Origin of the sequence: Bradyrhizobium sp. 195 (genome assembly GCF_023101665.1) — a bacterium.
Lineage (GTDB): Bacteria > Pseudomonadota > Alphaproteobacteria > Rhizobiales > Xanthobacteraceae > Bradyrhizobium.
In genome coordinates, this window is record NZ_CP082161.1 from 2,049,086 (window position 1) to 2,073,152 (window position 24,067).

The window sequence follows — 24,067 nt, forward strand, 5'->3', positions numbered from 1 at the left end:
ACGTCGTCATTGCGAGCGTAGCGAAGCAATCCAATCTGTCACCGCGGAAAGATTCTGGATTGCTTCGCTGCGCTCGCAATGACGAGGTTGGCAGCCTGCATTCAAACAAAAATGCCCGGGACCAGCCCGGGCATTCACATCTCCCAATATTCGCCGCCGCCTCACGCCCCCATCATCGGCATCCGCGGATATTCTCCGGGCGTGCCCGCCGGCGGGATCGGGATGCCGCCGTCGGAATATTCGTTGAGCTTGTTGCGCAGCGTGCGGATCGAGATGCCCAAAATATTCGCGGCATGGGTGCGATTGCCGAGGCAGTGCTTCAGCGTCTCCAGGATCAGGTCGCGCTCGACATCGGCCACGGTGCGTCCCACCAATGCGCGCGTCACCTGCTCGGCGGCCATGGTCGCATGCGCCACCGCCGGCGCGGTCTTGGCGAGATCAAGGCGGTCGCCATCCGGCGTGATGATCGCGTCGGGGCCGATCTCGTCGCCCTGCGCCATCAGCACCGCGCGGTGCATGGTGTTCTCGAGCTCGCGAACGTTGCCCTGCCAGCGGTTGGCCGAGAGCACGCGGCGCGCTTCCGCCGAAACCGGGCGCAGCGGCACGCCGTTGGCCTCGGCGTATTTCTTCACGAAATGCTGGGCGAGCTCCAGAATGTCGGCGGGTCGCTCGCGCAGCGGCGGGATCTTCAGGTTGACGACGTTGAGGCGGAACAGCAGGTCCTCGCGGAACGTGCCCTCGCGCACGGCCTCGGCGAGATTGCGGTTCGAGGTCGCGATGATGCGGATGTCGACCGGCACGGGCTTGGTGCCACCGACGCGGTCGATCACGCGCTCCTGGATCGCGCGCAGCAGTTTCGATTGCAGGCGGACGTCCATTTCCGAGATTTCGTCCAGCAGCAGCGTGCCGCCGGTTGCCTCCTCGAACTTGCCGATGCGGCGGGCGATCGCGCCGGTGAAGGCGCCCTTCTCGTGGCCGAACAGCTCGGATTCCAGGAGATGTTCAGGGATAGCGGCGCAGTTGATCGAGATGAAGGGACGCTTGGCGCGCGCCGAGCGGGTGTGGACGTAGCGGGCCAGCACCTCCTTGCCGGTGCCGGATTCGCCGGTGACCATCACTGAGGCGTCGGAGCCCGCGATCTGCTGCGCCAGCTTGATCACCTTCGCCATCGCCTCGTCGCGATAGACCAGCTCGCGGGAATCGTTGGCGACGGCCGCGAGCACCGCGGCGATCAGCTCGGGATCGGGCGGCAGCGGGATGTATTCCTTGGCGCCGGCGTGGATCGCGGCGACCGCGGCGCGGGCGTCGTTGGTGATGCCGCAGGCGACGATCGGGGCATGGATGTGCTCGGCTTCCAGCCGCATCACGAGGTCGCGGATGTCGAGGGCGACGTCGACCAGCAGGAGGTCGGCGCCCTTGCCGCCGCGCAGCACGCGCATCGCCTGCTCGTGATCCTCGGCGTGGGTCACGGTGGCGCCGTTGTCCATCGCGATCTTGGTGGCGGTGGTGAGCTGGCCCTTCAATGTGCCAACGATGAGAAGCCGCATGTCAGTCTCCTGTCCGTCTGGTCGCGCTATTGCGCGTTATCACGTGCGTTCGGTCTTGATGATTTCGGTCATGGTCACACCGAGCTTGTCCTCGACCAGGACGACTTCGCCGCGGGCGACGAGCTTGTTGTTGACGTAGATGTCGATGGCCTCGCCGACGCGGCGGTCGAGCTCGAGCACGGTGCCGGGCCCGAGCTTCAGGAGCTCGCTGACGTCCATCTTGGAGCGGCCGAGCACCGCCGACACCTGTACCGGCACGTCGAACACGGCCTCGAGGTCGGCGGCAGCGCGCGCCGCATATTCGTCCTCGTTGTAGCCGACATCAGTGCCGGCAGGCGGCATCGGGCCGTTGAGATCGGGCAGCGGGACCTGTCCGTCGGTGTCGCTCATGGGTTAACTCCCCCTGCGGGACGCGACGTAGCGTCCGACCATTTCGTCGATCTTGGCCGCGATGGCGCCGCGCTCGAGCACGACTCCGCCATCGGCCCATTCGATCCGGCAGTCGCCGGTGGCAATCTCCGGCTCGGCCAGGATCACCAGCCGGCCCTCGAAGCCGCTCTGCTTGGCGAGCCGCTCCATCTTGTCGCGGGCCGCGTCGTAGAGCGCGTCGTTGATGCGGACGACGAGATGCGGCGTCGCGACCAGATGCGAGAAGCAGTCCTTGACCAGCGCGACGATCTCACCGAGCGGCTCCGCGGCGACGAGGTCGGCGCACAGTTTGCGCGCGACCGCCACCGCGACGTCGACCGCCTCGGTTTCCATCTTCGATTCGATGTTGCCGATGCCGGTCGCGATGCCGCGGATGCCGATGTTGATCTCTTCCAAGGCGAGCGCGACGCGGCGGTCGCTCTCGGCCTTGGCTTCGTGCTGGCCGGCGGCAAAGCCTTCCTGATAGGCGCGCGCTTCGGCTTCCGCGACCTTCTGGGCGATCTCGGCGGCGGTCGCGGCCTTCTCGCGCGTCGCCCGCTCGGGCGCCGCGAAGTCGGTATCGAACAGGAATTTCGCCGGAGCGGCCATCAATACACCAGTTCGTCGTCGGCGCGGTTTTTGGTCAGCATGATCTCGCCCTTGGCGGCGAGGTCCTTGGCGAGGTTGACCAGAAGCGCCTGGGCCTCGTCGACGTCGCGCAGGCGCACCGGGCCCATCGCCGCCATGTCGTCCTGGAGCATCTTGGCCGCGCGCGAGGACATGTTGCCGAAGAAGAAGTTGCGGACGTCCTCGTTGGCGCTCTTGAGCGCGACGCCGAGCTTGTCCTTGTCGACGTTGCGCATCAGGGTCTGGGCCGATCCGGAATCGAGCTTCACGAGGTCGTCGAAAGTGAACATCAGCGCCTTGATGCGCTCGGCCGATTCGCGGTTGTCCTCTTCGAGCGAGGTGATGAAGCGGGTTTCGGTCTGGCGGTCGAAATTGTTGAAGATTTCAGCCATCACCTCGTGGGCGTCGCGGCGGCGGGTCTGGGACAGATTGGACATGAATTCGGTGCGCAGCGTCTTCTCCACGCTCTCGATCACCTCCTTCTGCACCGCTTCCATCTTCAGCATGCGGTTGACGACGTCGAGCGCGAGCTCCTCGGGGAAGATGCCGAGCACGCGCGCAGCGTGCTCCGGCTTCAGCTTCGACAGCACGACCGCGATGGTTTGCGGATATTCGTTCTTGAGGTAGTTGGCGAGGACCTCTTCCTGCACGTTGGAGAGTTTCTCCCACATGTTGCGCCCGGCAGGGCCGCGGATCTCGTCCATGATGCCGTTGACGCGCTCCGGCGGCAGATATTGCTGCAGCAGGCGCTCGGTGGCGTCGAAATTGCCCATCAGCGCGCCGGAGGCCGACATGCGCGAGACGAATTCGAGCAGCATGTCCTCGACGGTGTCGACCTCGACGGTGCCGAGCGTCGACATTTCCAGCGAGAGCTGGCGCACCTCGTCGTCGTCGAGCAGGCCCCAGATCTTGCCGCCATATTGCTCGCCGAGCGCGAGCATCAGGATCGCGGCGCGCTTCGGCCCGGACAATTGTTCGGCCGGCTTGCCGTCCTTTGACCTTGTGTTGGCACGCTGACCGAGCGTGGAGATCACGCTGGTGATGTCGTTGCTGTTGGCGTTTTGCAATGCGGCGGCCATGTCAGATCACTTCTCGTATTATTTTGCGGATTCGCTCAGCCATTGGCGGACGATGGCGACGGTTTCGTTGGGGTTGCGCTCGGCGAGCTCGCCGACGCGATGAACGGACTGGGCGTGGACCTGGCCCTGGATGGTGGCGACGTCGATCGCGCTGGCGGCGCCGCTCGGCAGCAGCGGCTGGGTGGCCGGCGCGGCCTCTTCGGAAGCTCCTGGGCCGGCGAGAACGCCGGAGATGGCGGCGGCGACCTCGTCGGAGGCGAGGATGCGCTTGACCAGCGGGCGGATCACCAGGAACAGCACGATCAGGCCGAGCAGCATCATCACGCCGAGCTCGACGAAGTACATGACGTCGTCCTTGGTGAACTGGAGCATGCCGAGCAAGCCGCCAGGTTCGCCGATCGGGGCGCTGGAGGGCGCATCGGCAAAGCGCAGATTGACGACCTCGACCTGGTCGCCGCGCTTCTGGTCGAAGCCGATGGCCGAGCGCACCAGCGCGGCGATGCGGTCCAGCTGCTCCTTGGTGCGGTCCTGATAGGCCAGCTCGCCCTTGTCGTTCTTGGAATAGATGCCGTCGACCAGCACCGCGACCGAGATGCGGTTGACCCGGCCGGCCTCGGTCACCTCCGTCTTGGTGGTGCGGGAGATCTCGTAATTATTGGTCTCTTCGCTCTTCTTGCTCTGGTCCTTGGCCGCGACGCCATTGTTCTGCTGGTTGCCGGGGAGCTCGTTGTTGACGGTGACCTGGCCGTTGTTGTCGGCGGTCATGCTCTGCTCTTCGCGGGTCTGGCTCGAGCGCAGCACCCGGCCTTCGGGATCGAACTTGTCCGAGGTCTGGGTGACCTTGTTGAAGTCGAAATCGGCGGCGAGCTGCACGCGGGCACGGCCCGTGCCGACCACGGAGGAGACGATGTCCTCGACCTGCTTGCGCATCCGCTTCTCGAAGGAGATGCGGCGCTCGTCGCCGACCGCCTGCTCCGGATCGGCCGCCGCGCCGTCGGCCAGCAGCTGGCCGGCCTCGTCGACGATCGAGACCCGCTGCGGCTTCAGGCCGTTGACCGCGGAGGCGACGAGGTGGCGGATGGCGCGGATCTGCTGGGCTTCCAGCGAGCCGCGGACGCGGACCACGATCGAGGCCGACGGCTCCGGCGCCTCGCGCGCAAACAGCGGGCGCTCGGGCAGCACCAGATGGACGCGGGCAGCCTGGATGCGGTCGATGGCGCGGATGGTGCGGGCGAGCTCGCCTTCCAGCGCGCGGAGGTGATTGATGTTCTGGACGAAAGAGGTGGTGCCGAGCGCGTCCGACTTGTCGAACACCTCATAGCCGACGCCGCCGCCCTTGGGCAGGCCGCCCTCGGCGAGCTTCATCCGCAGCCGGGTGACCTTGTCCTTGGGCACCATGATGATGGAGCCCTCGTTGCGGATCTCGAACTGGATGCCCTGGCGTTCCAGGTCCTTGATAATGCCGGAGGAATCCTCGACGCTGAGGTCGGTGAACAGCGTCGTCATCTGCGGCGTGGTGACACGCATGATGACGAACGCGAAAAAGCCGATGAGCGCGGCGGTGACCGCGATCATCGCCCCGAACCGGGCGGCGCCGATACTCTTCAGAAAGTCCGCAAGACCTTGCAAGCAACCGCCCCAACAGATTCGGCCGCTTTCACCGGAAAGGCCGACTGGGCAATTATTGCCTAGGGGATGGTTTCGATATGGTTAACGAAGGTTAAGAGGTCGGACAAAAGTAGCGCCAAACAGCGATATGAAAAAAATCGGCCTCGCAGGGCGAGGCCGATTTTCGTCAAAAGCCGCAGTTTTCCGGATCGCCTTACTGGCGATATTGCTGGATACGGGTGGTGCGAAGACCCGCCAGACCATGCTGGTCGATGGAAAACTGCCAGGAGAGGAATTCGTCGACCGTCAGGGTATAACGGCTGCAGGCCTCCTCGAGCGAAAGAAGTCCACCACGAACGGCGGCGACGACTTCGGCCTTGCGGCGGATGACCCAGCGTTTGGTGCCGGGTGCTGGCAGATCCGCGATCGTCAACGGACTACCGTCCGGCCCGATGACGTATTTTACCCTCGGGCGATGGGGTTCTGTCATGGCGTACTCACAAACTCTCAACCACTGAACTCACGCCCGTAACCCTACGCCCGGCGGCTTAAAAATCCGCTAAGCCTAAGGCTTCAATACAATTCTCGTTGAAAATGGCTGGAACGCCGCCGTGTCGGCCGGCGGAACGGGTGTGTCCGGGCCGGTCGAGGGGACTTCGTAAATACTTTACTAACGAATGGAGCCAGCGCGCGGGCGCTGCGAAGCTCTCAACTGTCATCCCGGGGCGCGCGCAGCGCGAGCCCGGGATCCATACCGCGTGATCTAACGATGGGATGCAGGTAGCAGTCCCGAGAATGACTTCTTAACCACCAATCTTCGTCAAATTTCTTCCTGTGGTTATGGATCCCCGCCTTCGCGGGGATGACACCGAATATATGGCTCGTGTCCGGTCTAATTGCTGCTTGTCGCGATGATGCTCTTGACCTGGCTCAGGGTGTAGCTGGCGCCGTCGATGGTGAGCAGCGGCGGCGACTGGGTCAGGTCGACCGACGACACCACGCCCTGCACCTGGGCGGCGATGCCGACATTGTTGTTCGCGACATCCTTGCCCGTGGCAGAGATCGTGTATTTGCCGTCGGGCCATTGCGTGCCGTCATTGCCCATGCCGTTCCAGGTGAAGGGAATGTCGGTGCCGGCGGCGGCGGTGTATTTGCCGGTGAACACGGTCTGGCCGCTGGCATTGGCGACGGTGATGTCGACGGTGGAGTCGCTGGGCACGTTGAGATGCCAGGTCGCCGACGACTTCGTCATGGTCGCGGTCGAGCCGTCGACCAGGGCGGTCTTGCCGACGAAGCCCAGCGCCTGGGTCGCCTGCGTGGTCTGCTGTAGGGTGACGAGCTGGGCCAGCGAATCGTTGGTCTTGAGCTGCTGCTCGACGCCGGCGAACTGCACCAGCTGCTGGGTGAACTGGTTGGTGTCGAGCGGATCGAGCGGGTTCTGGTTCTGCAGCTGCGTCGTCAGCAGCGTCAGGAAGGTCTGGAAGTTGCCGGCAAGCGTCGATCCCGTGGTCGAGCCCAGCGAGTTCGACGAGGAAGATTTCGGGAGATCGGTGGTCCCGGAGACGACGGAAGGAGCGGTGGCGCCAGTCGTGGTGGTCATGTCGAATACTCCCTACACTCTGATGTCGACGCCGCTGCTCGGCCCGTACATGCGGCCGTAGCCGCGCCCGACGGGTGCGGCAGCAACATTGTCGTCCTCGCTGATGATCAGCCGGCGGGCATTGCCGCCATTGTCGTTGTTCTGGCCGGAGTTCTGGCCCGATGAATTCTGGTCGCGCAGGCTGAAGGACAGCCCGTTGCTGCCGGTCTTGAGGCCGGCATCGTCGAGTGCGCGCTGCAATTGCGGCGCGTCCTGGCGCAGCATCTGCAGCGTCTCCGGCTTCTCCACGGTGAGATGCGAGGTGACGTTGCCGGCGCGGTCGACATTGATGCGAACGTCGATGCGGCCGAGCTCGGCCGGATCGAGGCTGATGTCGAAGCGGGACTTGCCGGAGCGGATCGCGGCCGCGATCTCGACCGGAACGCCGTTGATCGGCACCGCCGTCGCGGTGGCCGCGGTCGCGGTCAGCGTCGCGGTCGATGCGGAGGCGGTCGAGGTCGCATTGGTCAGCGGCGCCTGCACGGCGGAGGCGGCCTGCGCGCTGGTGTCGGCTGGAGTGACGGTGGCTTGCGTGCCCGCATGAGCAGGCGTCGTCGGCGCGCCCGGGGTCGCATCGGCGGTGCGGTCGGCGGCACCGGCCTTGGCCTCGGTCACGGCGCCATCGGCCTGCGGCTTCGCGCTTTGCGCATGCGTGGCGGCGCTGGCGGTCGCAGCGCCCGGCGCTGGTGTCGTGGCGTCGTTCGCCTTGCCGGTGTCCTGGCCGATATTGGAAACGTCGGCCTGTCCTTGCGCGGTGGCGACAGCCTGGAACGAGGTCTTCGGCGTGCCGGGATTGACGGGGATCAGTCCGCTGCTCGGCTTGGCGTCGGTCGCGCCCGCGTCGGTTGCACCGGTTGCGGCATCGGCCAGCGTCGCCGAGGTGTCGGCGTCGACCTTGGCGCCGGCGGTCTTGGCGCTCTTGTCGCCGGGCGTCGCGGTGTCGGTCCTGACGCCCGCGATCTGGGCCGCGGTCGAGGCGCTGGCGGCGATGCCGGCGGCGGCGATCGTCAGCGGCGAGGAGGTGGCGGCCTGGTTCGCAGTCGGGTTCGGCTCGGCCGGGACGCTAGGTGCGGCAACCACGATCGCGTTGGGATCCGGCAAGGCGGCCTGCGCCGCGTCGATCGCCGCGGTCGCCGCGGCATCGACGGAGACGGCGAGCCCATCGGTGGCCTCGGTCTTGTCGCCCTTGGTCTCCTCGGACGTCTCAGCCGATTTGGCGTCGGATGTCTCGGACTTGTCCTTGACCTTGTCCTTGGCCTGGCCGGCGTCCTTGGCCGGATCGGTGCTCGTATCGCTCGTCTTGTCGTCCCTGGCCGCGGCGGATGTGTCGGTGTCGTCGCTCGCCTTGCTCTGCGAGGATTGATCCGTGGAGGAGGTGTCGCGCGGGCCCTTGTCCGCGGAGGACGAGGACGAATCGCTCCGCCGCGGCGCGCTTTCCGCCTGCGTGGCCGCATTGGTGCTGATCGCCTGGGTGTTGCTGTCGACCAGCGAGCCGAAGCTATCGTTCGCGGACGGCTCTTTGGAGCTCTGCGACCGGGCAGGCTTTTGCTGCGCGCTCGAAACCTGCACGCTTGCCACGACATCTGACGTACGACCGACCACAGGCGACCCCTTGGAAACATCTTCGGCATCAGGGGAGCAAGGAGCGGGCCAGCGTCGCCTAGTGTGAATTTATACATAAAAATCAATAGCTTGATGATTTCGGGGCGCCACCGCGGGGCCTGCCGCGCCCCGCCATTTCTGCCTGCCCGGCAAGAATTGCCCTAAGCTGGCCGCCCCTGTGATTGCTTCACCGGAATGCCGCCTATATTAAAGAGGTTACTCTCAGCCGCTTTCGACCGGGCAGTCGTGCCTTTCGGGAACTGAAGTTCCCGGGGATCGCCGATGTCCCGCGAGAAGCATGACATCGCGGATCGCCGCACGCCGCCGCCACAACCCTTAAGGCCTATGCGCAACAGTCTGGATCTCGAAGGCCGTCCTGAGGACACCAGGGTCGTTGTCGCCATGTCGGGCGGCGTCGACTCCTCGACGACGGCTGCGCTTTTGAAGGCGGAAGGCTACGATGTCGTCGGCATCACGCTGCAGCTCTACGACCATGGCGCGGCGACGCATCGCAAGGGCGCCTGCTGCGCCGGCCAGGACATCCACGACGCGCGCGACGTCGCGGCCAAGCTCGGCATTCCCCATTACGTGCTCGACTACGAGGACCGCTTTCGCGAATCCGTCATCGACAATTTCGCCGACTCCTATGCCCTTGGTGAAACGCCGGTGCCGTGCATCGAGTGCAACCGCTCGGTCAAGTTCCGCGACTTGCTGAAGACCGCCCGCGAGCTCGGCGCGCAGGCGCTCGCCACCGGCCATTACGTCGCCTCGCGCCGCCGCGACGACGGCTCGCGCGCGCTGGTGTGCGCCGCCGACAGCGACCGCGACCAGAGCTACTTTCTGTTCGCGACCACGCAGGAGCAGCTCGACTTCCTGCGCTTCCCGCTCGGCGACATGACCAAGCCGGAGACGCGTGAGCTGGCGCGGCGCTATGGCCTCAGCGTCGCCGACAAGCACGACAGCCAGGACATCTGCTTCGTGCCGACGGGCCGCTACACCGACATCATCACGCGCCTGCGTCCGAACGCGATGGACCCCGGCGACATCGTCGATCTCGACGGGCGCGTGCTCGGCCGGCACAACGGCATCGCCAATTTCACCGTCGGCCAGCGCCGCGGCCTCGGCATCGCAGCTCACGCGCCGCTGTTCGTGGTGCGGCTGGAGGCAGCTAACCGCCGCGTCGTCGTCGGCCCGCGCGATGCATTGAAGATGCATCGCATCTCCTTGCGCGACGTCAACTGGATCGGCGACGGTGACATTGATAGCGCCATCGGCGGCGGCCTCGAGCTGTTCGTTCGCGTGCGCTCGACCCGCAGCCCCCAGCCGGCATGGCTGCGCGGCGGCAATGGTCATTACGAGGTCGAGCTCGTCGCCGGCGAGGAAGGCGTCTCGCCCGGGCAAGCCTGCGTGTTCTACGACGCAGCCAGCGGGCAGGCGCGCGTGCTTGGCGGCGGTTTCATCCAGAGCGCCGCCGCGAAGGTCGCGAGCGACACGGCAAGACCGCTCGCGGAAGCCGTGCGCGGCTGAACATCATGAGATCGGACGGCACTCTCGCGACGCCGGAAGTGCGCTCCCTCTCCCACCTGCGGGAGAGGGTTGGGGAGAGGGCTTTCTCAACACGCGATATCTCGCGAGAGGATAAAGCCCTCACCCGCCACACTCTTGCGAGCGTGTCGACCTCTCCCGCAAGCGGGAGAGGCTCGGACCACGCGCGGGGCTGGATTTGATCTCAGCAACGGCTATTACTCTCCAGGGTTTTTGTTAGGGCAGGGGCATGGCAGCAGACATCTCGCGGGCCGGGGTCGAGAAGGCCTATGGCCGCTGGGCGCCGGTGTACGATCTCGTGTTCGGCAAGGTGTTCGACGCCGGCCGGCAGTCGACCATCGCCGAGGCCGACCGCATCGGCGGCCGCATCCTCGATGTCGGCGTCGGCACCGGGCTGTCGCTGTCCGACTATTCGCGCACCACGAAGATCTGCGGCGTCGACATTTCCGAGCCGATGCTGCGCAAGGCGCAGGCGCGCGTGCGGAGCTTGCGCCTCTCCAATGTCGAGGTGCTCTCGGTGATGGATGCGAAAAACCTCGCCTTCCCCGAAAACTTCTTCGACGCGGTGGTCGCGCAATATGTCATCACCGCCGTGCCCGATCCCGAAGGCACGCTCGACGAGTTCGTGCGCGTGCTCAAACCCGGCGGCGAGCTGATCCTCGTCAATCACATCGGCGCGGAGACCGGCCCGCGCAAACTGTTCGAGCTCGCCTTCGCGCCCATCGCCCGCCGCCTCGGCTGGCGCCCGGAATTCCCGTGGGCTCGCCTCGAGGGCTGGGCGGCCAGACATGGCGGCATCACGCTGGCCGAGCGCCGCCCGATGCCGCCGATGGGGCACTTTTCGCTGATCCGCTACCGGAAGGCGTGATTCCAAACGACACGGGGCAGTGCCGACCTCTCCCAATGGGAGAGGTGAAGCGCGCCCGCGGCTGGCATCGGTTAAACCCCCGATCACATCGCATTGCGGCCGGGAACAGCCCGCCCGCCCCGCGCGTTTCCCTCCCATGCGCACGACATCAAACATCATCTTGGCTGGCCTTCTGATCGCTGCCTCTGGCAGCGCGATCGCGCAGGCCCCACCCGCCCCGGCGACGCCGCCGCAAGCGACCGCGCCGCCATCCCCGCAACATGCCGCGAACTGCACGCCGCAGGACCGGCCCAACCGCCAGGCCGACGGCACCACAACCGGCCAGTCCCGGGAACCGCTCGGCGACAAATTGGCAAAGTCCGACGGCGTGCTCTGCCCGCCTTCCGGCGTCGATCCCGACATGCACGCCCCGGCCCCCGACACCGGCGGCAACACCCCGGTGATCCCGCCCCCGGCAGCCCCGGCGGCGACCCGAATGTAAGGCCGAAATAGGCCTCGTTTCATCCCAAATGCCGTCATGCCCGGGCTTGCCCCGGGCATCCACGTTCTTGGGATTGCAGCGAAGGCCGTGGATGGCCGGGACAAGCCCGGCCATGACGAACTCATTGAAAAAGAGCCGTATTCACAAGGCGGCTTGTCCCGTCGCAGCCTTGGCGAAGGCGGAAAAAGGCGGACCACTTTGCTTGACTTCCCGCCGCCCCCTTCTTTATATGCCGCGCGTTCGCGAGATCGGCCGTATCAGGCGGTTCGCGACCCTGTGGCGGGGTAGCTCAGCTGGTTAGAGCACGGGAATCATAATCCTGGGGTCGGGGGTTCGAGTCCCTCTCCCGCTACCAATTCAATCTCCTCACGTCCGATCTATCAGGCCCGGCTTGGGCGCCAAGCCGCACGGCGCACATTGTCCGTCGCGTCGTCGCCTCGCGCATCCGCGACTAGGAACTCCCGCGCAGGATCGACGCTTGAATCCGCGGGCCAGCTTCGCCGCCGATTGCTGGCCTGCGCGGCCCCGCCTCCATGCCCCTCATACCCCCCAGGCTGGGGCCGCGCTTCACAAGCAGGAGATGCAATTGTCCGAGCCGACCGAGCAAGAGATCAGAGACCGCGCGCACCGCTTGTGGGAGCAAGCCGGCAAGCCCGAAGGCCGCGAGGACGAATTTTGGCGCGCCGCCGAGCAGGAGCTGCGCAACGAGGACAAGTCGAACACGTTGCGGACGCCGGATACGCTGTGACCGACAAGAATTGCCCATTCTGCCAGGGTCTGGGCTGGGTCTGCGAAAACCATCCGCTCCGGGTCTGGAGCGAACAGCTCGGCGGCTGCCGCTGCGGTGAGGGCATGCCCTGCACCTGCAACACGACCGAAGATCCCGAGATACGGGTGGTGATCGTCGAAGCCGACACGACGTGGCACTGACGGCGTCGGCCGGATGCGATGGTGCGTAGGGTGGGTTAGCGGAGCGCGTAGGATGGGTAGAGCCCTTGCGAAACCCATCATTGCCTCTTCGCCCGGACTTGATGGGTTTCGCTTCGCTCTACCCATCCTACTGGCTACGCGCTGCACCTGAGGGAACAGACCATCCCCGAAAGGAATTCAGTGTCTGACCAGCACGGGCTCTGAAGACAATCCTTATCCCACGGCAGTGTCGGCGGTGGACGAGCAGAAAAAGATCGAGCACCAGATCGAACTCGCAACGCGAGCGGCCGCGCTCGTCAAGGACGAAACCACGGGCCAGCGCTTCAGGAGTTTCGCCGAAGAGCTGACGCGAAAGCTCCGTCGCATGATGCGGCGCGGTCAGGTGCGCGCGCGTGCGTACGAGCTCTGGGAGCAGGCCGGCCGGCCAACGGGTCGCGAGCTGGAGTTCTGGCTCGAAGCGGAACGGCAGCTGGAGGACGAACGCGAGGAGCGGAAGTCGTCCGACGCGTCCCCGAAACGATAGAAGCGAGCTTTGCGACAGGGCGTCATGCCCAGGACTCCCCCCTTGCCGTGTTGCAATCAAGAAAAAAGCCGCCGGGTTGTTCACCCTGGCGGCCTGGAAAAGTCCGTAGCTGTTGATCGCCTCCGCAGCCTCGAGCGTACCGCCGTTACCTTGTTTGCGGCCATGCGCGGTCATTGTAGGCGGAGGTGCACGATTCTGCTGTGATCTGAAGCACACAGTGGAAAAGAGGATGGCGGGGTGCCGCGCGTTCGTAAGATCAGCCTTCTTCGCCGCCGCGATCCCTGTGCCGGTAGCTCAGCTGTTTAGAGCACGGGAATCCTGACCTTAGGGTCAGGGGTTCGCGTCCTCCCAGCTACCATCGATGAACGATAAAATGCCTCCGTTTTGCAAGAAGGGTCGTTCTGGCCAGCGTGGTCTTAGAGGGTGCTGTCAATGGATTGGGAGCGGGTAAGGATATTCCTGGAGGTCGCGCGCGCCGGGCAGATCCTCAAGGCGTCGAAGAACCTGCGCCTGAACCACACCACGGTGGCGCGTCAGCTGACCGCGCTGGAGAAGAGCCTGAAGGCAAAGCTGCTCGAGCGGCACACCGCCGGCTGCACGCTGACCGCCGCCGGCGAGGCCCTGGTCCAGGCGGCCGAGCGTGCGGAAAGCGAGTTTCTCAAAGTCGGCGCCAGCATCGGCGGCAGCGCGGACACCATCAGCGGCACGGTGCGCGTCGGCGCGCCCGATGGCCTTGGCAATTTCTTCCTCGCCGAGCATCTCGGCGCATTGGCCGCGCGTTATCCGGGACTGGTCATCCAGCTCGTGCCGCTGCCGCGCACGTTCTCGCTGTCGCGCCGCGAGGCCGATATCGCCATCACGCTGGACCGGCCGAAGCAGGGCCGGCTCATCCTGTCCAAGCTCACCGACTACAGCCTCAGCGTCTACGCCTCGCGAGCCTATCTCGAGCGCGAGGGCCCGATCGAGGCACAGGCCGATCTCGCCGGCCGCCTGTTCGTCACCCACATCGAGGATTTCGCCTATAGCCGCGCCCTCGACTATGCCGCCGCCCTCGGCCGCCTGATGTCCCGCCGCTACGAATGCGGCAGCATCGTCGCGCAGATCGAGGCAGTCCGCGCCGGCCACGGCATCGGCATCCTGCACGACTACGCCGCAAGCCGTTATCCCGAACTGCGCCGCTTGCTGCCCGAGGTGCGCTTCGTGCGGAGCTACTGGCTGACGTCACATCCCGACACGCACGGCACGCGGCGGGTGCAGGAAGTGCATCGGTTCATCGCGTCGACGGTGAAGGCGGCGCGGGGGGCGTTTGAGGCTGGGTGAGGGGGTGCGTAGGATGGGTAGAGCGAAGCGAAACCCATCACTCTTCACACCGGGTAGTATCGATGGGTTTCGCTTCGCTCTACCCATCCTACGAGCTCTCACTGTAATTCGGCAAAGTGATGAGGTGCGGCCACATGCATCCGGCGCGCGCGATCAGCCGTCGCGGCTCCGGGGGTACCAGCATCCGCGGCAAGGGGCGATGGCTTCGGTCATTCGCGTCCCTGCAAGACGGAAAAAATCCGTCGGGCTCTTGCCGCTGGCGGCTTGGAAAAATCCGTAGTTGTTGATCGCCTCCGCAGCCTCGTGCGGTGTGGCTATGACCTTGTTTCCGGCTCGCCCTTCCCGCGCCCCGAAGAGCAACACGCTCCAAGTTCATTATTGACTATGATTTTAATATCTATCACTATGATTTTAATAGTTAGAGGTGACGATGCGTTGGGACGATGTTGCTGACCAGCACTGCTCGGTAGCCAGATCAATGGCGATCCTTGGCGATCGCTGGACGATGCTTCTCGTTCGAGAGGCGTTCTTCGGGACGAGTCGTTTCGAGCAATTTGTGGCTTACACGGGAGGCACGCCTCAGATCGTCTCGTCCCGTCTCAAGCGGCTGGTGGATGAGGATATCTTGAGCAAGAGTTCCTATTCGGAGCGGCCGAGCCGTTTCGAATACGAGCTGACCCCCAAGGGCCGTGACCTTCGTCCTGTTCTGATCGCGATCATGAACTGGGGCGACGCGTGGCTCCATGATGGTCGCGGATCCCCGAACCCATTCCGACACGTCAGCTGCGGCCACATCACGCGGCCTGTGATGGTGTGCTCGGAGTGCCGAGAGGAGGTCTCCATGGAAACCCTTCGCACGGAGCCGAGCAAACGGCTGCAAAAGCAGCGAATGGCGATGCTTTCTGCTCATCTCGAGAGCTCTGCGGAGTGATGAGCGGCAATAATTTCGGAAGGGGTGACGACGATGACCAGCTTTCGGATCGAACGTCGAGGAGAGGTGGGACGCGAGCGAGGGAACCCGTGCAGCGCTTGAAAAGCGGCAACCAGCATTCACAGGCGCATAGCCCCCGACCAAGCCGAACCGGATCACGGAGAGATTAAGAGATGGAAAAGCCCATTCTTGTAGTTGGCGCGACGGGTCGCCATGGCGGTACGGGCGGGATTGTTGCTCGCTCACTGCTCGAGCGCAACATTCGGGTCAGGGCGCTGGTCAGGACCCTGGACGAGAGAGCCGATGCGCTGCGGGCCAGCGGAGCCGAGGTTGTACAGGCCGATCTCCACGATCGCTTGTCGCTCATCCAGGCGCTCGATGGCATTGAGACGGCCTATTTCACCTATCCGATCGCCGGCGGGATCGTGGATGCCGCGGCCAACTTCGCATCGGCCGGCCGGTGCACCGGGCTGAAGCGGCTTGTCGTGATGTCGATGGGGCCGTCCCACCCGCAGAGCCCGAGCCACCTCGGACGAGCGCAATGGCTCGCGGAGGACCTGCTTGAATGGGCGGGATTCGAATGCCTTCACCTGCGCATCGCGGCGGTGTTCATCGAAAACCTGGAGATGCTGCATCGGGGCGACATCAGGCGGGATGGCATCGTTCGAAACGCCTTTCCCGATATCCCCGTGAGTTGGATCGCTGGTGAGGACTGCGCGCGGATTGCCGTGGCAGCGCTTCTCACTCCCGAAAAATTCGAGGGCGGACCGGCGGTGTATCCCGGAAGTCCCCACCAGTACACGCAATCCGAGTTGTTCGGCATTGTTGGGGATTTTCTCGGCCTCAAGCTGCGTCACGAATGCATTTCGCAGCAAGCGTGGCGAGATCATCTCATTGCACTCAGCGCTGGGGATTCGCGAATGAACGCGGATATGGCGGGGCACATCTCGTCGGTCTCGGCCGCCCTTAAACAAATGAAGCCGCTCCCACCGAACGACATGATTGAACAGATCACCGGCGTTCGTCCGATATCGTTGCGCGAAGCCCTGGAAACAGGAAAGCTTCAGCTCTGAGTGCGGAGCCCTTCCGTGATCTAGTTCACCTTGGCGAACCCACCCGGTCTAAAGGCTGAGGCCGTTACTGCCCGTCGGGCAAAACACCCGGCATCTCGTCAACCCCTCCGCGCAAAAATATTCCACTTTACCGAAATTCGGTTTCGGCGTATGTGTCGTCCATCCCGGCTCATCCAAGAGGGGCGATCTTGTGTCGTCACGCATCGCGAGCCGGGCCTGCGGTGGACGCGGCAGCGTCGGCATGAGAGGTGCGGGCAGGGCGGGTAGTCCCTGTGAGCCCGAGGCTTCGTGCAGACGAGCGGCGCTGCTAGGTTCGTCTCGCCTGTAAGTTTCCAGCTTTGTCGACAGGGCTGGGAAAACTGCGGCGAAATGGCGGGCCGTGCGTACGGCAAAACCGTGTGGTCCTGGCCGTCGTTGCCACGGTCAAGCCTGTCGCGAGGGTGCGAGCGAGCCCAACCGGGCAGACTGCATTATGCAATCGCGGGGCGAGGGAGGCCAGAAGGAAAGTTCGGCTCCCGGGAGAGCACGGCATAAGCCGTCCGACCATCGCGCAGGGAAGGCCGAGTGATCGGCGACACCTGTATGCTGCTGTGCGGTCTCCTTTGCGCATTATTCGCGCAGCAGACCGCGGGTGCCTGCCGGCACCCGGCCTTCCCTGCGCCCTCTTGAATTTCAGAGGGGGACGAGACGAAGCAAAGCTCGGGTGGTTCAAGCCGCGAGAATGCGAAGGCATGTCTGTGAGTCGAGCTCCGTGTCACAAATTCGATATCGTAGGGTGGGCAAAGGCGCTCTTGCGCCGTGCCCACCGTTCTCTCGGTCGCGAAAGATACGTGGGCACGCTTCGCTTTGCCCACCCTACGACACTGCAGCGGCCACACACTCGGTGTCATCGCCCGGCTTGACCGGGCGATCCAGTACTCCGAGACGCCAGTGGTTGAATCGAGAGGGCGCGGCGTACTGGATTCCCCGCCTTCGCGGGGAATGACAGCGTTACTTGGAGAACGAGCTATCGCCTCATACTCCGTCATTGCGAGGAGCCCTTGCGACGAAGCAATCCAGAGTCCCTCCGCGGAAGGACTCTGGATTGCTTCGCTGCGCTCGCAATGACGATGTGGAGAGAGCGTGCGCCCTCACTCAGCTCTCGTGCCCCGGACGCAGCGCAGCGTCGCCCCGGCGATGCGAAGCATCGTCCGGTGTGACGGTGCGCTGCAGAGCCGGGGCCCATCTCTCCGCATCATGCCGTGTCGCCTTCTGGGTCCCGGCTCTGCGCTGCAACGCTTCCGCGTTGCAGCTTGTCCGGGACACGCGCGCCCGTCCCCTCAGGCCCGATACCACGCCGCCAGATTCCACGTGATGGTGTCCCAGCCCGAGATGTCCACCATGAGGCTGTTGACCTCGGCGTTGACGATGTTGCGCGAGAGCAGCGGCAGGAAGACGTGGGCGTCGCAGAAGGTCTCGTCGACCTTGATCAGCAGCGCGGCGCGCTTGACGGGGTCGAGCTCGTTCTGCGCGTCCTTGTAGGCCTTGTCGGCTTCGGGAGTGGACCAGCGCGAGATGTTGCGGCCGAGCCATTTGTTGTCCTTGGTGGCGACCTCCCAGGAGACGCACTGGTTCAGGAAGCGTTCCGGATCTGGCTGCGGCTGCGTCGTGTTGTACATCTCCATGTCGGCATAGAATTTGGAATAGGTGTCGGGGTTGCCGACATCGGAGGAGAAGAACACCGATGCGGTGACCGACTTGATCTCGATGTCGATGCCGGCCTTCTCGCAAGCCTGCTTGATGATGGCCTGCGTCTTCTGGCGCGGCGCGTTGGTCGAGGTCTGGAACACGTATTTGAGCTTCTTGCCGTCCTTCTCGCGGATGCCGTCCGCGCCCTTCTTCCAGCCGGCCTCGTCGAGGAGCTTGTTGGCCTTGTCGATGCTGAACTCGTATTTGAGCTTGGGCGATTTGAACTGCTTGGGCGCATTGACGAAGCTCGCGGTGGCGACGCCGCCGCGGCCGTAGATGAATTTCTGGATCGAGTCGCGATCGATCAACAGGTTGATCGCGCTGCGCACGGCTGGATCGGACAGCGTCGGGTGCTTGGTCTTGGCGTTCGAACGCTCGCCGTCGACCTCGGTCCAGGGGTCCGTCGTGTTGAGGATGATGAACTCGACATTGCCCGACGGCGTGACGTCGAGCTTGCCCTTGCCGCTCGCCTCCATGCGCTTGAGCACCTCCTCCTCCACCTGCATGTTCCAGGCAAAGTCATATTCGCCGGTCTGCAGCACGGCGCGCGCCGCGGACACCGCATCGCCGCCGCCCTTGATCTCGAGCGTGTCGAAATGCGGCTGGTTCTTGATGTGGTAGTCGGGATTGCGTTCGGCGCGGATCAGGTCGCCGGGCTTGAACTCGACGAATTTGTACGGGCCGGTGCCGACCGGCTTCAGATTGCCGGGCGCCTCGCGCGACTTGGCGCCGGCATAGTCGCCGAAATGATGCTTTGGCAGGATCTGGCCGACCGAACCGACGAAGGGATCGGCCCAGAACGGCGTCGGCGCCTTGAAGAACACCTTGACCGTATGGTCGTCGATCTTCTCGACCTTGATGTCCTTGTAGGATCCCGTGCTGTAGGCGGCCGTGGCGAGATCGGCGGCATAGACCCAGGTGAAGACGACGTCGTCGGCGGTGAAGGGCTTGCCGTCATGCCACTTGACGCCCTGCTTCAGCTTCCAGACCACGCTCATGCCGTCGGCGGCGAGGCCGCCGTTCTGCTTGGTCGGAACCTCGGCGGCGAGGCAGGGGATCAGATTGCCCTCCTTGTCCCAGCCGGCGAGCGGCTCGAAGAAGACGCGCGAGGCGATCTGGTCCTTGGTTCCGATCGCGAAATGCGGATTGAGCAGGGTCGGGGCCTGCCAGAGCAGCATTTTCAGCGGGCCGCCGCCGCCGGCCTTGGTCGGCTTGTAGGGCAAGGTGGCATCCGCCATCGCCACGTCGTGCCAGACCAGGATCTGGCTCGCGATGGGAGCTGCGATTCCGATCGCGGCCACCTTCTGGATGAACGAGCGTCGCGACAGCGTGCCTTGCTTCACCTCCGCGACCAGATTCTGGATTTCGTTCTCGTTCATCAGACCCTCCATCTCGAAGCTAATTGCCGCCGCATCATGTGGCATCATGCAAGAGGCGGCAATGCTGGCGTGGCCGCAGGGCCATGCGACGAAATGACGATGGGAAGGTCCTTGCAGGGCCACGGACTCGACCGCCGCCGGAACGACCCAGGCGACGAACTAGGTGCGAACTTGCTGCTTAAAGGTCGCGCCGGACCGCGCGGGCGGCGTGGCCGCAGCCCCGTGAATTCGTTTCGCGTTTGCTGCCGAATGGAGAACGCGTGCCCGCCGCAAGCACTCAATATGGATATCCATTTCATTGATTTCGGCCTACGGAGAAGCGAATACGGTTCCACTCGCTGCTCTAGACCTTCGGAGACCAAGATGTCGTTTCGCCTTCCCCTGATCCTTGCAACCATCCTGGCCGCGTGGTCGGCGAGCGCTGCCGCCGAGACCATCAAGATCGGTGTGACGCCGGGGCCGCATGCGCAGATCCTCGAGGCGGTGAAGCCGATTGCGGCGAAGAACGGCCTCGACATCCAGCTCATCGAGTTCTCGGACTATGTCGTGCCGAACGCCGCGCTCGATGCCGGCGACATCCAGGCCAATTCGTTCCAGAACCAGCCTTACCTGGACAACCAGAAGGCCGACCGCGGCTACAAGCTCGAGGCCGTCGGCCTGACCGTGAATTTTCCGATCGGCGTCTACTCGAAGAAGCACAAGGCGTTCGCCGACATTCCCGAAGGCGGCAAGGTCTCGATCCCGAACGATCCGACCAATGGCGGCCGCGTGCTGCTGCTGCTGCGCGACAAGGGCGTGATCAAGCTGAAGGACGGCACCGGCTTCAAGCCGACGGTGCTCGACATCACCGAAAATCCCAAGAAGCTGAAATTCATCGAGGTCGACGCGGCACAGGCGCCGCGCGCACTCGACGATGTCGACGCCGCCGCGATCAACACCAATTATGCAACCCAGGCCGGCCTCGATCCGGTCAAGGATCCGATCCTGCGCGAGGACCCGAAGGGCCCCTACGTCAACCTGATCGCCGTGCGCGCCGCCGACAAGGACAAGCCCTGGGTCAAGATCCTCGTCGACAGCTATCACACGTCGGAGGTCAAGGAGTTCGTCCTGACCAAGTTCAAGGGCGCGGTGCTGCCGAGCTGGTAGGCAATCTGCCCAGCTCCAGCGCAGGGGCGATCCCGGCGGGCAGCGTTGCGTACGAGCATTGCGTATGAGCCTTGCGCAATGCCCGCTTGTCTGGAGCAGCAGTAACCGACATCATCGGGGCCCATCCTCGCCCGACAGGGGTCGCATGAAACGCTTTGCAAATCTGAAACGCCTGGGGTTCTTCACGCGCCTGCTCGACGAGGCCCCGCCGGCCGACCGCTACCGCTTCGCGGCCGAGCAGATCGTGCGCGCCGAGAAGGCGGGGCTCGATTCCGCGTGGATCGCGCAGCATCATTTCCACGAGCGCGAAGGCGGCCTGCCGTCGCCCTTCACGTTCCTGGGCTATGTCGCAGCCCAGACCTCGCGCATCCGCCTCGGCACCGGCGTCGTCACGCTGCCGCTGGAGAATGCGGTGCGGGTGGCGGAGGACGCCGCGGTGCTGGATCTCATCTGCAACGGCCGCTTCGAGCTCGGCGTCGGCACCGGCGGAAATCCGTCGGCCTTTGCTGCCTTCGGCCTCAACAGCGCCCAGCGCAACGATATCTTTGCGCGCAATCTGGAGGTCGTCCGCACGGCCCTGGTCGGTAAGCCGCTCGATGGTGGCGATACGATCTATCCGCAGCGGCCGCAACTGGACAAGCGGATCTGGCAGGCCACGTTCTCGGTCGCGGGTGGCGCCCGTGCCGGCAAGGCGGGCGACGGCCTGTTGCTGTCGCGCACCCAGCCGCGAACCAAGGAGGCGCCGCGGGCCACGCTCGCCGAGATCCAGAATCCGGTGATCGATGCCTATTTGGAGGCGCTGCCCAAGGGGGCCGAACCCCGCATCATGGCCTCGCGCAGCGTGTTCGTCGCCGACGACCATGGCGAGGCCCTGCGCCTCGCCGATATCGGGCTGCGTCGCGCGCTGCCTCAGTTTCTCAAGGGCGGCCACGCCAAGCCGGGCGAGACGCTGGAGGAGATGATCACGGCGTTCGACACGCATGTCGGCGATGCCGACCACGTCATCGCCTCGCTCCGCACCGACGCGACGCTGGAGCGGGTGACCGATCTCGTCTTCCAGGTGCATTCGGTCGATGCGCCGCATCCCCATGTCCTGCGCTCGATCGATCTGGTCGCGGAGAAGGTTGCGCCCGCGCTGGGCTGGATCCGGACTGCGCCCGATGTGGCGCTGGCGGGTTGATCGGAAATGACAAGCATCGCGTTGCACGAGGCTGAATGATGAGTACACAGGATATCATCGACACGCTCGCCGGGATCGAACCGGGCTCGGCTCTGGATGCCATCCGCGCCCGCCGTCTGCAGGCGCGCGAGAATGCGCAGAAGAGCTATCTCTCACTGTTCGAGCCGATCGACGCGAGCGATTTTTCGCTGGCCGAGCGTGCCGCCGTCGCGGCCTTCGTGATGGGGCTCCATGGCGAATCCGCCGTTGCCGCCTTCTATCGCGACAAGCTCGCCGCGAACGCGGATGGCGCGCGCCTGCTGGCAGCGATCGAGGCAGAGATCGCGCGGGGCGGGACCTCGGGTCCCTATGGCTCGTATCCTGCCGGTCCGCTGTCGGTCGAGAATACTGCCGGCCTGATTTATCGCGTGAGCGCGGCAAGCAAGTCCGCTCTCGGCATCAGGCTCGTCGCAGCGCTCGAGCATGCGCATCTGCTGGTGTTCCGGCCGCGCGATGCCGCGTCCGCCGACATGAAGGCGCTGCTGGACGCCGGCTGGTCGAACACCGGCATCGTCACCTTCTCCCAGCTCGTCGCGTTCCTGTCGTTCCAGGTGCGGGTCGTCAGCGGCCTGCGCACGCTCGCCGCGGCGAACGCATAAGAGGAGGCCGCAATCATGAGCGCCACCGTCAATCCCCCCGTCGTCTTCACCCAGGATGAACTGGGCTGGGTGTCGTGGATCGACCCGCTGCCCGAGGCCGATCTGACAGAACGGCATTACGCCGGCTTGGTCGATCGCGCCCGCGCCAAGTCCGAATATTTCCGCCTCCTGGTGCGCGATCCTGAAGTCCTGGAAGCCCGCACCAAGACCGACAAGGACATCTTCTACAATGTCGCCGACGGCCTGCCGCGCGCCGAGCGTGAACTCGCGGCCGCTGCGACCTCACGCTACAATGGCTGCATCTATTGCGCCTCCGTGCATGCGCGTTTCGCCAGCACCTATTCCAAGCGCCGCGAGGACGTGCAGCGGCTGCTCGACGAGGGCGTCAAGGCCGATCTCGGCGAGCGCTGGAATGCTGTGGTCAAGGCGTCGGTGGCGCTGGCCGCGACGCCGATCGCGTTCGGTCCCGACAATATCGCCGACCTGCGCCGCGCCGGGCTCGAGGATGCCGAGATCGTCGACGTCATCAATGGTGCCTCGTTCTTCAACTGGGCGAACCGGCTGATGTTGTCGCTCGGCGAGCCCTCGAAATAGGCAATGTCACCGGCACAAGACTTGCTGCTTGTTCAACACCTGAGTGGATGGAGCCGTGCATGAGCAACATCGATCGTCGTACCCTGGTCAAGGGTTCGCTTGCCGCCATGATGGCGGGAGCTGCCTTCTCGCGCGGCGCCTTCGCGCAAACGTCCGAACCGATCCTGCTCGGCGTCAGCGGTCCGCTCACGGGACCGAACGCGCAATATGGTACGCAGTGGAAGCAGGGCTTTGATCTCGCGCTCGACGAGATCATGGCTGCCGGCGGCATCAACGGCCGCAAGCTCGCCTACCAGTTCGAGGACAGCCAGAGCGATCCGCGCCAGTCGGTGGCGATCGCCCAGAAGTTCGTGTCCGATCCCCGCATCGTCATGGAGCTCGGCGACTTCTCGAGCCCGGCGTCGATGGCGGCCTCGCCGATCTACCAGCGCGGCGGCCTCGTGCAATTCGGTTTCACCAACTCGCATCCTGACTTCACCAAGGGCGGCGACTTCATGTGGAGCACCTCGGTCAGCCAGGCCGACGAGCAGCCGCTGCTGGCGGCCTATGCGGTGAAGCGGCTCGGCCTCAAGAAGCTCGCGGTGCTGCACCTCAACACCGATTGGGGCCGCACCAGCCGCGACTATTTCGTCAAGGCCGCGAAGGAATACGGCGCCGAAATCGCGGTGACCGAGGGCTACATTGCGGAGGAGCGCGACTTCCGTTCCACCCTGGTGCGCGTGCGCGACGCCAGTCCGGACGGCCTGATCCTGATCTCCTACTATTCCGACGGCGCGCTGATCGCCCGTCAGGCGCGGCAGGTCGGGCTCAAGCAGGTTATGTGCGCCGCGAGCTCGGTCTATTCGCCGAAATTCATCGAGCTCGGCGGCGAGGCGGTCGAGGACGTTCACGTCGGCACGCGCTACTTCCCCGAGGACACGCGACCTGAGGTGCAGAAGTTCATCGCGGGCTTCAAGAAGAAATACAACGGGCAGGAGCCGGACGCCTTCAACGCCTATTCGTATGACGCGATGAACATGGCGGCCGCCGTCGTGAAGATCGGCGGCACCGATCGAAAGGCGATTCGTGACGCCTTCACCAAGGTCAAGGACGTCCCGAGCGTGATCTTCGGCGCGGCGACGTTCGACGTCGCGACCCGCCGCGTCAAGGGCGCCATGAACGCCGAGCTGGTCGTCCGCAAGGGCCAGTTCGCGCTCTGGGACGGCAAGCCGACTTGACTTC

The 24,067-nt window shown here is 64.8% G+C and carries 22 protein-coding genes, 1 tRNA gene and 1 pseudogene; 15 read left to right on the forward strand and 9 right to left on the reverse strand.

All coding sequences use genetic code 11. The annotated features are described in order from the left end of the window. Positions 1–161 precede the first annotated feature (161 nt). The 8 genes from flbD to IVB26_RS09540 all read right to left on the reverse strand — a co-directional run bounded on the left by flbD (position 162) and on the right by IVB26_RS09540 (position 8,510). Positions 162–1,547 carry a sigma-54-dependent transcriptional regulator FlbD gene (gene flbD, locus IVB26_RS09505; RefSeq protein ID WP_247971425.1) on the reverse strand — a complete coding sequence of 462 codons (1,386 nt, stop codon included), beginning with the start codon at positions 1,545–1,547 and terminating at the stop codon, positions 162–164. Between the two features lie 39 nt (positions 1,548–1,586). Next, the gene (gene fliN, locus IVB26_RS09510) at positions 1,587–1,937 is read right to left on the reverse strand and encodes a flagellar motor switch protein FliN (protein ID WP_018641467.1); all 351 of its coding nucleotides are present in this window, start codon (positions 1,935–1,937) and stop codon (positions 1,587–1,589) included. 3 nt (positions 1,938–1,940) lie between these two features. After that, entirely contained in the window at positions 1,941–2,564 is a 624-nt protein-coding gene (locus tag IVB26_RS09515; protein ID WP_247971426.1) for a FliH/SctL family protein, read from the reverse strand. Further along, positions 2,564–3,661: a flagellar motor switch protein FliG gene (fliG, locus tag IVB26_RS09520; RefSeq protein ID WP_247971427.1), complete on the reverse strand. Its 1,098-nt coding sequence runs from the start codon at positions 3,659–3,661 to the stop codon at positions 2,564–2,566. The genes IVB26_RS09515 and fliG overlap by 1 nt, the downstream gene beginning before the upstream one ends. 18 nt (positions 3,662–3,679) lie before the next feature. Then, positions 3,680–5,290 carry a flagellar basal-body MS-ring/collar protein FliF gene (gene fliF, locus IVB26_RS09525; protein ID WP_247971428.1) on the reverse strand — a complete coding sequence of 537 codons (1,611 nt, stop codon included), beginning with the start codon at positions 5,288–5,290 and terminating at the stop codon, positions 3,680–3,682. A gap of 193 nt (positions 5,291–5,483) precedes the next feature. After that, entirely contained in the window at positions 5,484–5,759 is a 276-nt protein-coding gene (gene sciP / locus IVB26_RS09530) for a CtrA inhibitor SciP (protein WP_002714638.1), read from the reverse strand. Positions 5,760–6,161: 402 nt separating this feature from the next. Further along, positions 6,162–6,869: a flagellar hook assembly protein FlgD gene (locus IVB26_RS09535; protein WP_247971429.1), complete on the reverse strand. Its 708-nt coding sequence runs from the start codon at positions 6,867–6,869 to the stop codon at positions 6,162–6,164. 12 nt (positions 6,870–6,881) lie between these two features. Next, entirely contained in the window at positions 6,882–8,510 is a 1,629-nt protein-coding gene (locus tag IVB26_RS09540; RefSeq protein WP_247971430.1) for a flagellar hook-length control protein FliK, read from the reverse strand. Positions 8,511–8,855: 345 nt separating this feature from the next. Here IVB26_RS09540 and mnmA point away from each other — a divergent pair, with 345 nt between their 5' ends. The 10 genes and pseudogenes from mnmA to IVB26_RS09590 all read left to right on the forward strand — a co-directional run bounded on the left by mnmA (position 8,856) and on the right by IVB26_RS09590 (position 16,181). Next, a complete protein-coding gene (gene mnmA / locus IVB26_RS09545) occupies positions 8,856–10,037 on the forward strand; it encodes a tRNA 2-thiouridine(34) synthase MnmA (protein ID WP_247973125.1) in 1,182 nt (393 codons plus the stop codon). Positions 10,038–10,284: 247 nt separating this feature from the next. Next, positions 10,285–10,923 (forward strand): class I SAM-dependent methyltransferase, encoded by a 639-nt coding sequence (locus tag IVB26_RS09550; protein ID WP_246932753.1) that lies wholly within the window; start codon positions 10,285–10,287, stop codon positions 10,921–10,923. A 136-nt stretch (positions 10,924–11,059) separates the two neighbouring features. Next, positions 11,060–11,415 (forward strand): annotated as a pseudogene (locus IVB26_RS09555) (hypothetical protein). Between the two features lie 267 nt (positions 11,416–11,682). Further along, a tRNA-Met gene (locus IVB26_RS09560) sits at positions 11,683–11,759 on the forward strand. 231 nt (positions 11,760–11,990) lie between these two features. Further along, positions 11,991–12,152, forward strand: coding sequence for a DUF2934 domain-containing protein (locus IVB26_RS09565; RefSeq protein WP_246932127.1), 162 nt, complete (start codon positions 11,991–11,993; stop codon positions 12,150–12,152). Next, positions 12,149–12,334 (forward strand): hypothetical protein, encoded by a 186-nt coding sequence (locus IVB26_RS09570; protein WP_247971431.1) that lies wholly within the window; start codon positions 12,149–12,151, stop codon positions 12,332–12,334. Before IVB26_RS09565 ends, IVB26_RS09570 begins: the two co-directional genes overlap by 4 nt. A gap of 235 nt (positions 12,335–12,569) precedes the next feature. Then, positions 12,570–12,857 carry a DUF2934 domain-containing protein gene (locus tag IVB26_RS09575; protein ID WP_247971432.1) on the forward strand — a complete coding sequence of 96 codons (288 nt, stop codon included), beginning with the start codon at positions 12,570–12,572 and terminating at the stop codon, positions 12,855–12,857. A 432-nt stretch (positions 12,858–13,289) separates the two neighbouring features. Beyond that, the gene (locus IVB26_RS09580) at positions 13,290–14,177 is read left to right on the forward strand and encodes a LysR family transcriptional regulator (RefSeq protein ID WP_247971433.1); all 888 of its coding nucleotides are present in this window, start codon (positions 13,290–13,292) and stop codon (positions 14,175–14,177) included. Between the two features lie 430 nt (positions 14,178–14,607). Then, the gene (locus tag IVB26_RS09585; protein WP_247971434.1) at positions 14,608–15,108 is read left to right on the forward strand and encodes a winged helix-turn-helix transcriptional regulator; all 501 of its coding nucleotides are present in this window, start codon (positions 14,608–14,610) and stop codon (positions 15,106–15,108) included. A 173-nt stretch (positions 15,109–15,281) separates the two neighbouring features. Beyond that, positions 15,282–16,181 carry an NmrA family NAD(P)-binding protein gene (locus IVB26_RS09590; RefSeq protein ID WP_247971435.1) on the forward strand — a complete coding sequence of 300 codons (900 nt, stop codon included), beginning with the start codon at positions 15,282–15,284 and terminating at the stop codon, positions 16,179–16,181. 1,319 nt (positions 16,182–17,500) lie between these two features. Here IVB26_RS09590 and IVB26_RS09595 read toward each other — a convergent pair. Further along, positions 17,501–19,288, reverse strand: a complete 1,788-nt coding sequence (locus tag IVB26_RS09595; protein WP_247971436.1) for a peptide ABC transporter substrate-binding protein — start codon at positions 19,286–19,288, stop codon at positions 17,501–17,503. 363 nt (positions 19,289–19,651) lie between these two features. Here IVB26_RS09595 and IVB26_RS09600 point away from each other — a divergent pair, with 363 nt between their 5' ends. The 5 genes from IVB26_RS09600 (at position 19,652) to IVB26_RS09620 (ending at position 24,063) form a co-directional block, all read left to right on the forward strand. Then, positions 19,652–20,434, forward strand: coding sequence for a MetQ/NlpA family ABC transporter substrate-binding protein (locus IVB26_RS09600; RefSeq protein WP_247971437.1), 783 nt, complete (start codon positions 19,652–19,654; stop codon positions 20,432–20,434). Between the two features lie 145 nt (positions 20,435–20,579). Next, positions 20,580–21,614 (forward strand): putative FMN-dependent luciferase-like monooxygenase, encoded by a 1,035-nt coding sequence (locus tag IVB26_RS09605; RefSeq protein ID WP_247971438.1) that lies wholly within the window; start codon positions 20,580–20,582, stop codon positions 21,612–21,614. A 38-nt stretch (positions 21,615–21,652) separates the two neighbouring features. Continuing rightward, positions 21,653–22,252, forward strand: a complete 600-nt coding sequence (locus IVB26_RS09610) for a CMD domain protein (protein WP_247973126.1) — start codon at positions 21,653–21,655, stop codon at positions 22,250–22,252. A gap of 15 nt (positions 22,253–22,267) precedes the next feature. Continuing rightward, positions 22,268–22,846, forward strand: coding sequence for an alkylhydroperoxidase domain protein (locus tag IVB26_RS09615; protein ID WP_247971439.1), 579 nt, complete (start codon positions 22,268–22,270; stop codon positions 22,844–22,846). Between the two features lie 59 nt (positions 22,847–22,905). Continuing rightward, positions 22,906–24,063, forward strand: coding sequence for an ABC transporter substrate-binding protein (locus IVB26_RS09620; RefSeq protein WP_247971440.1), 1,158 nt, complete (start codon positions 22,906–22,908; stop codon positions 24,061–24,063). Positions 24,064–24,067 lie beyond the last annotated feature (4 nt).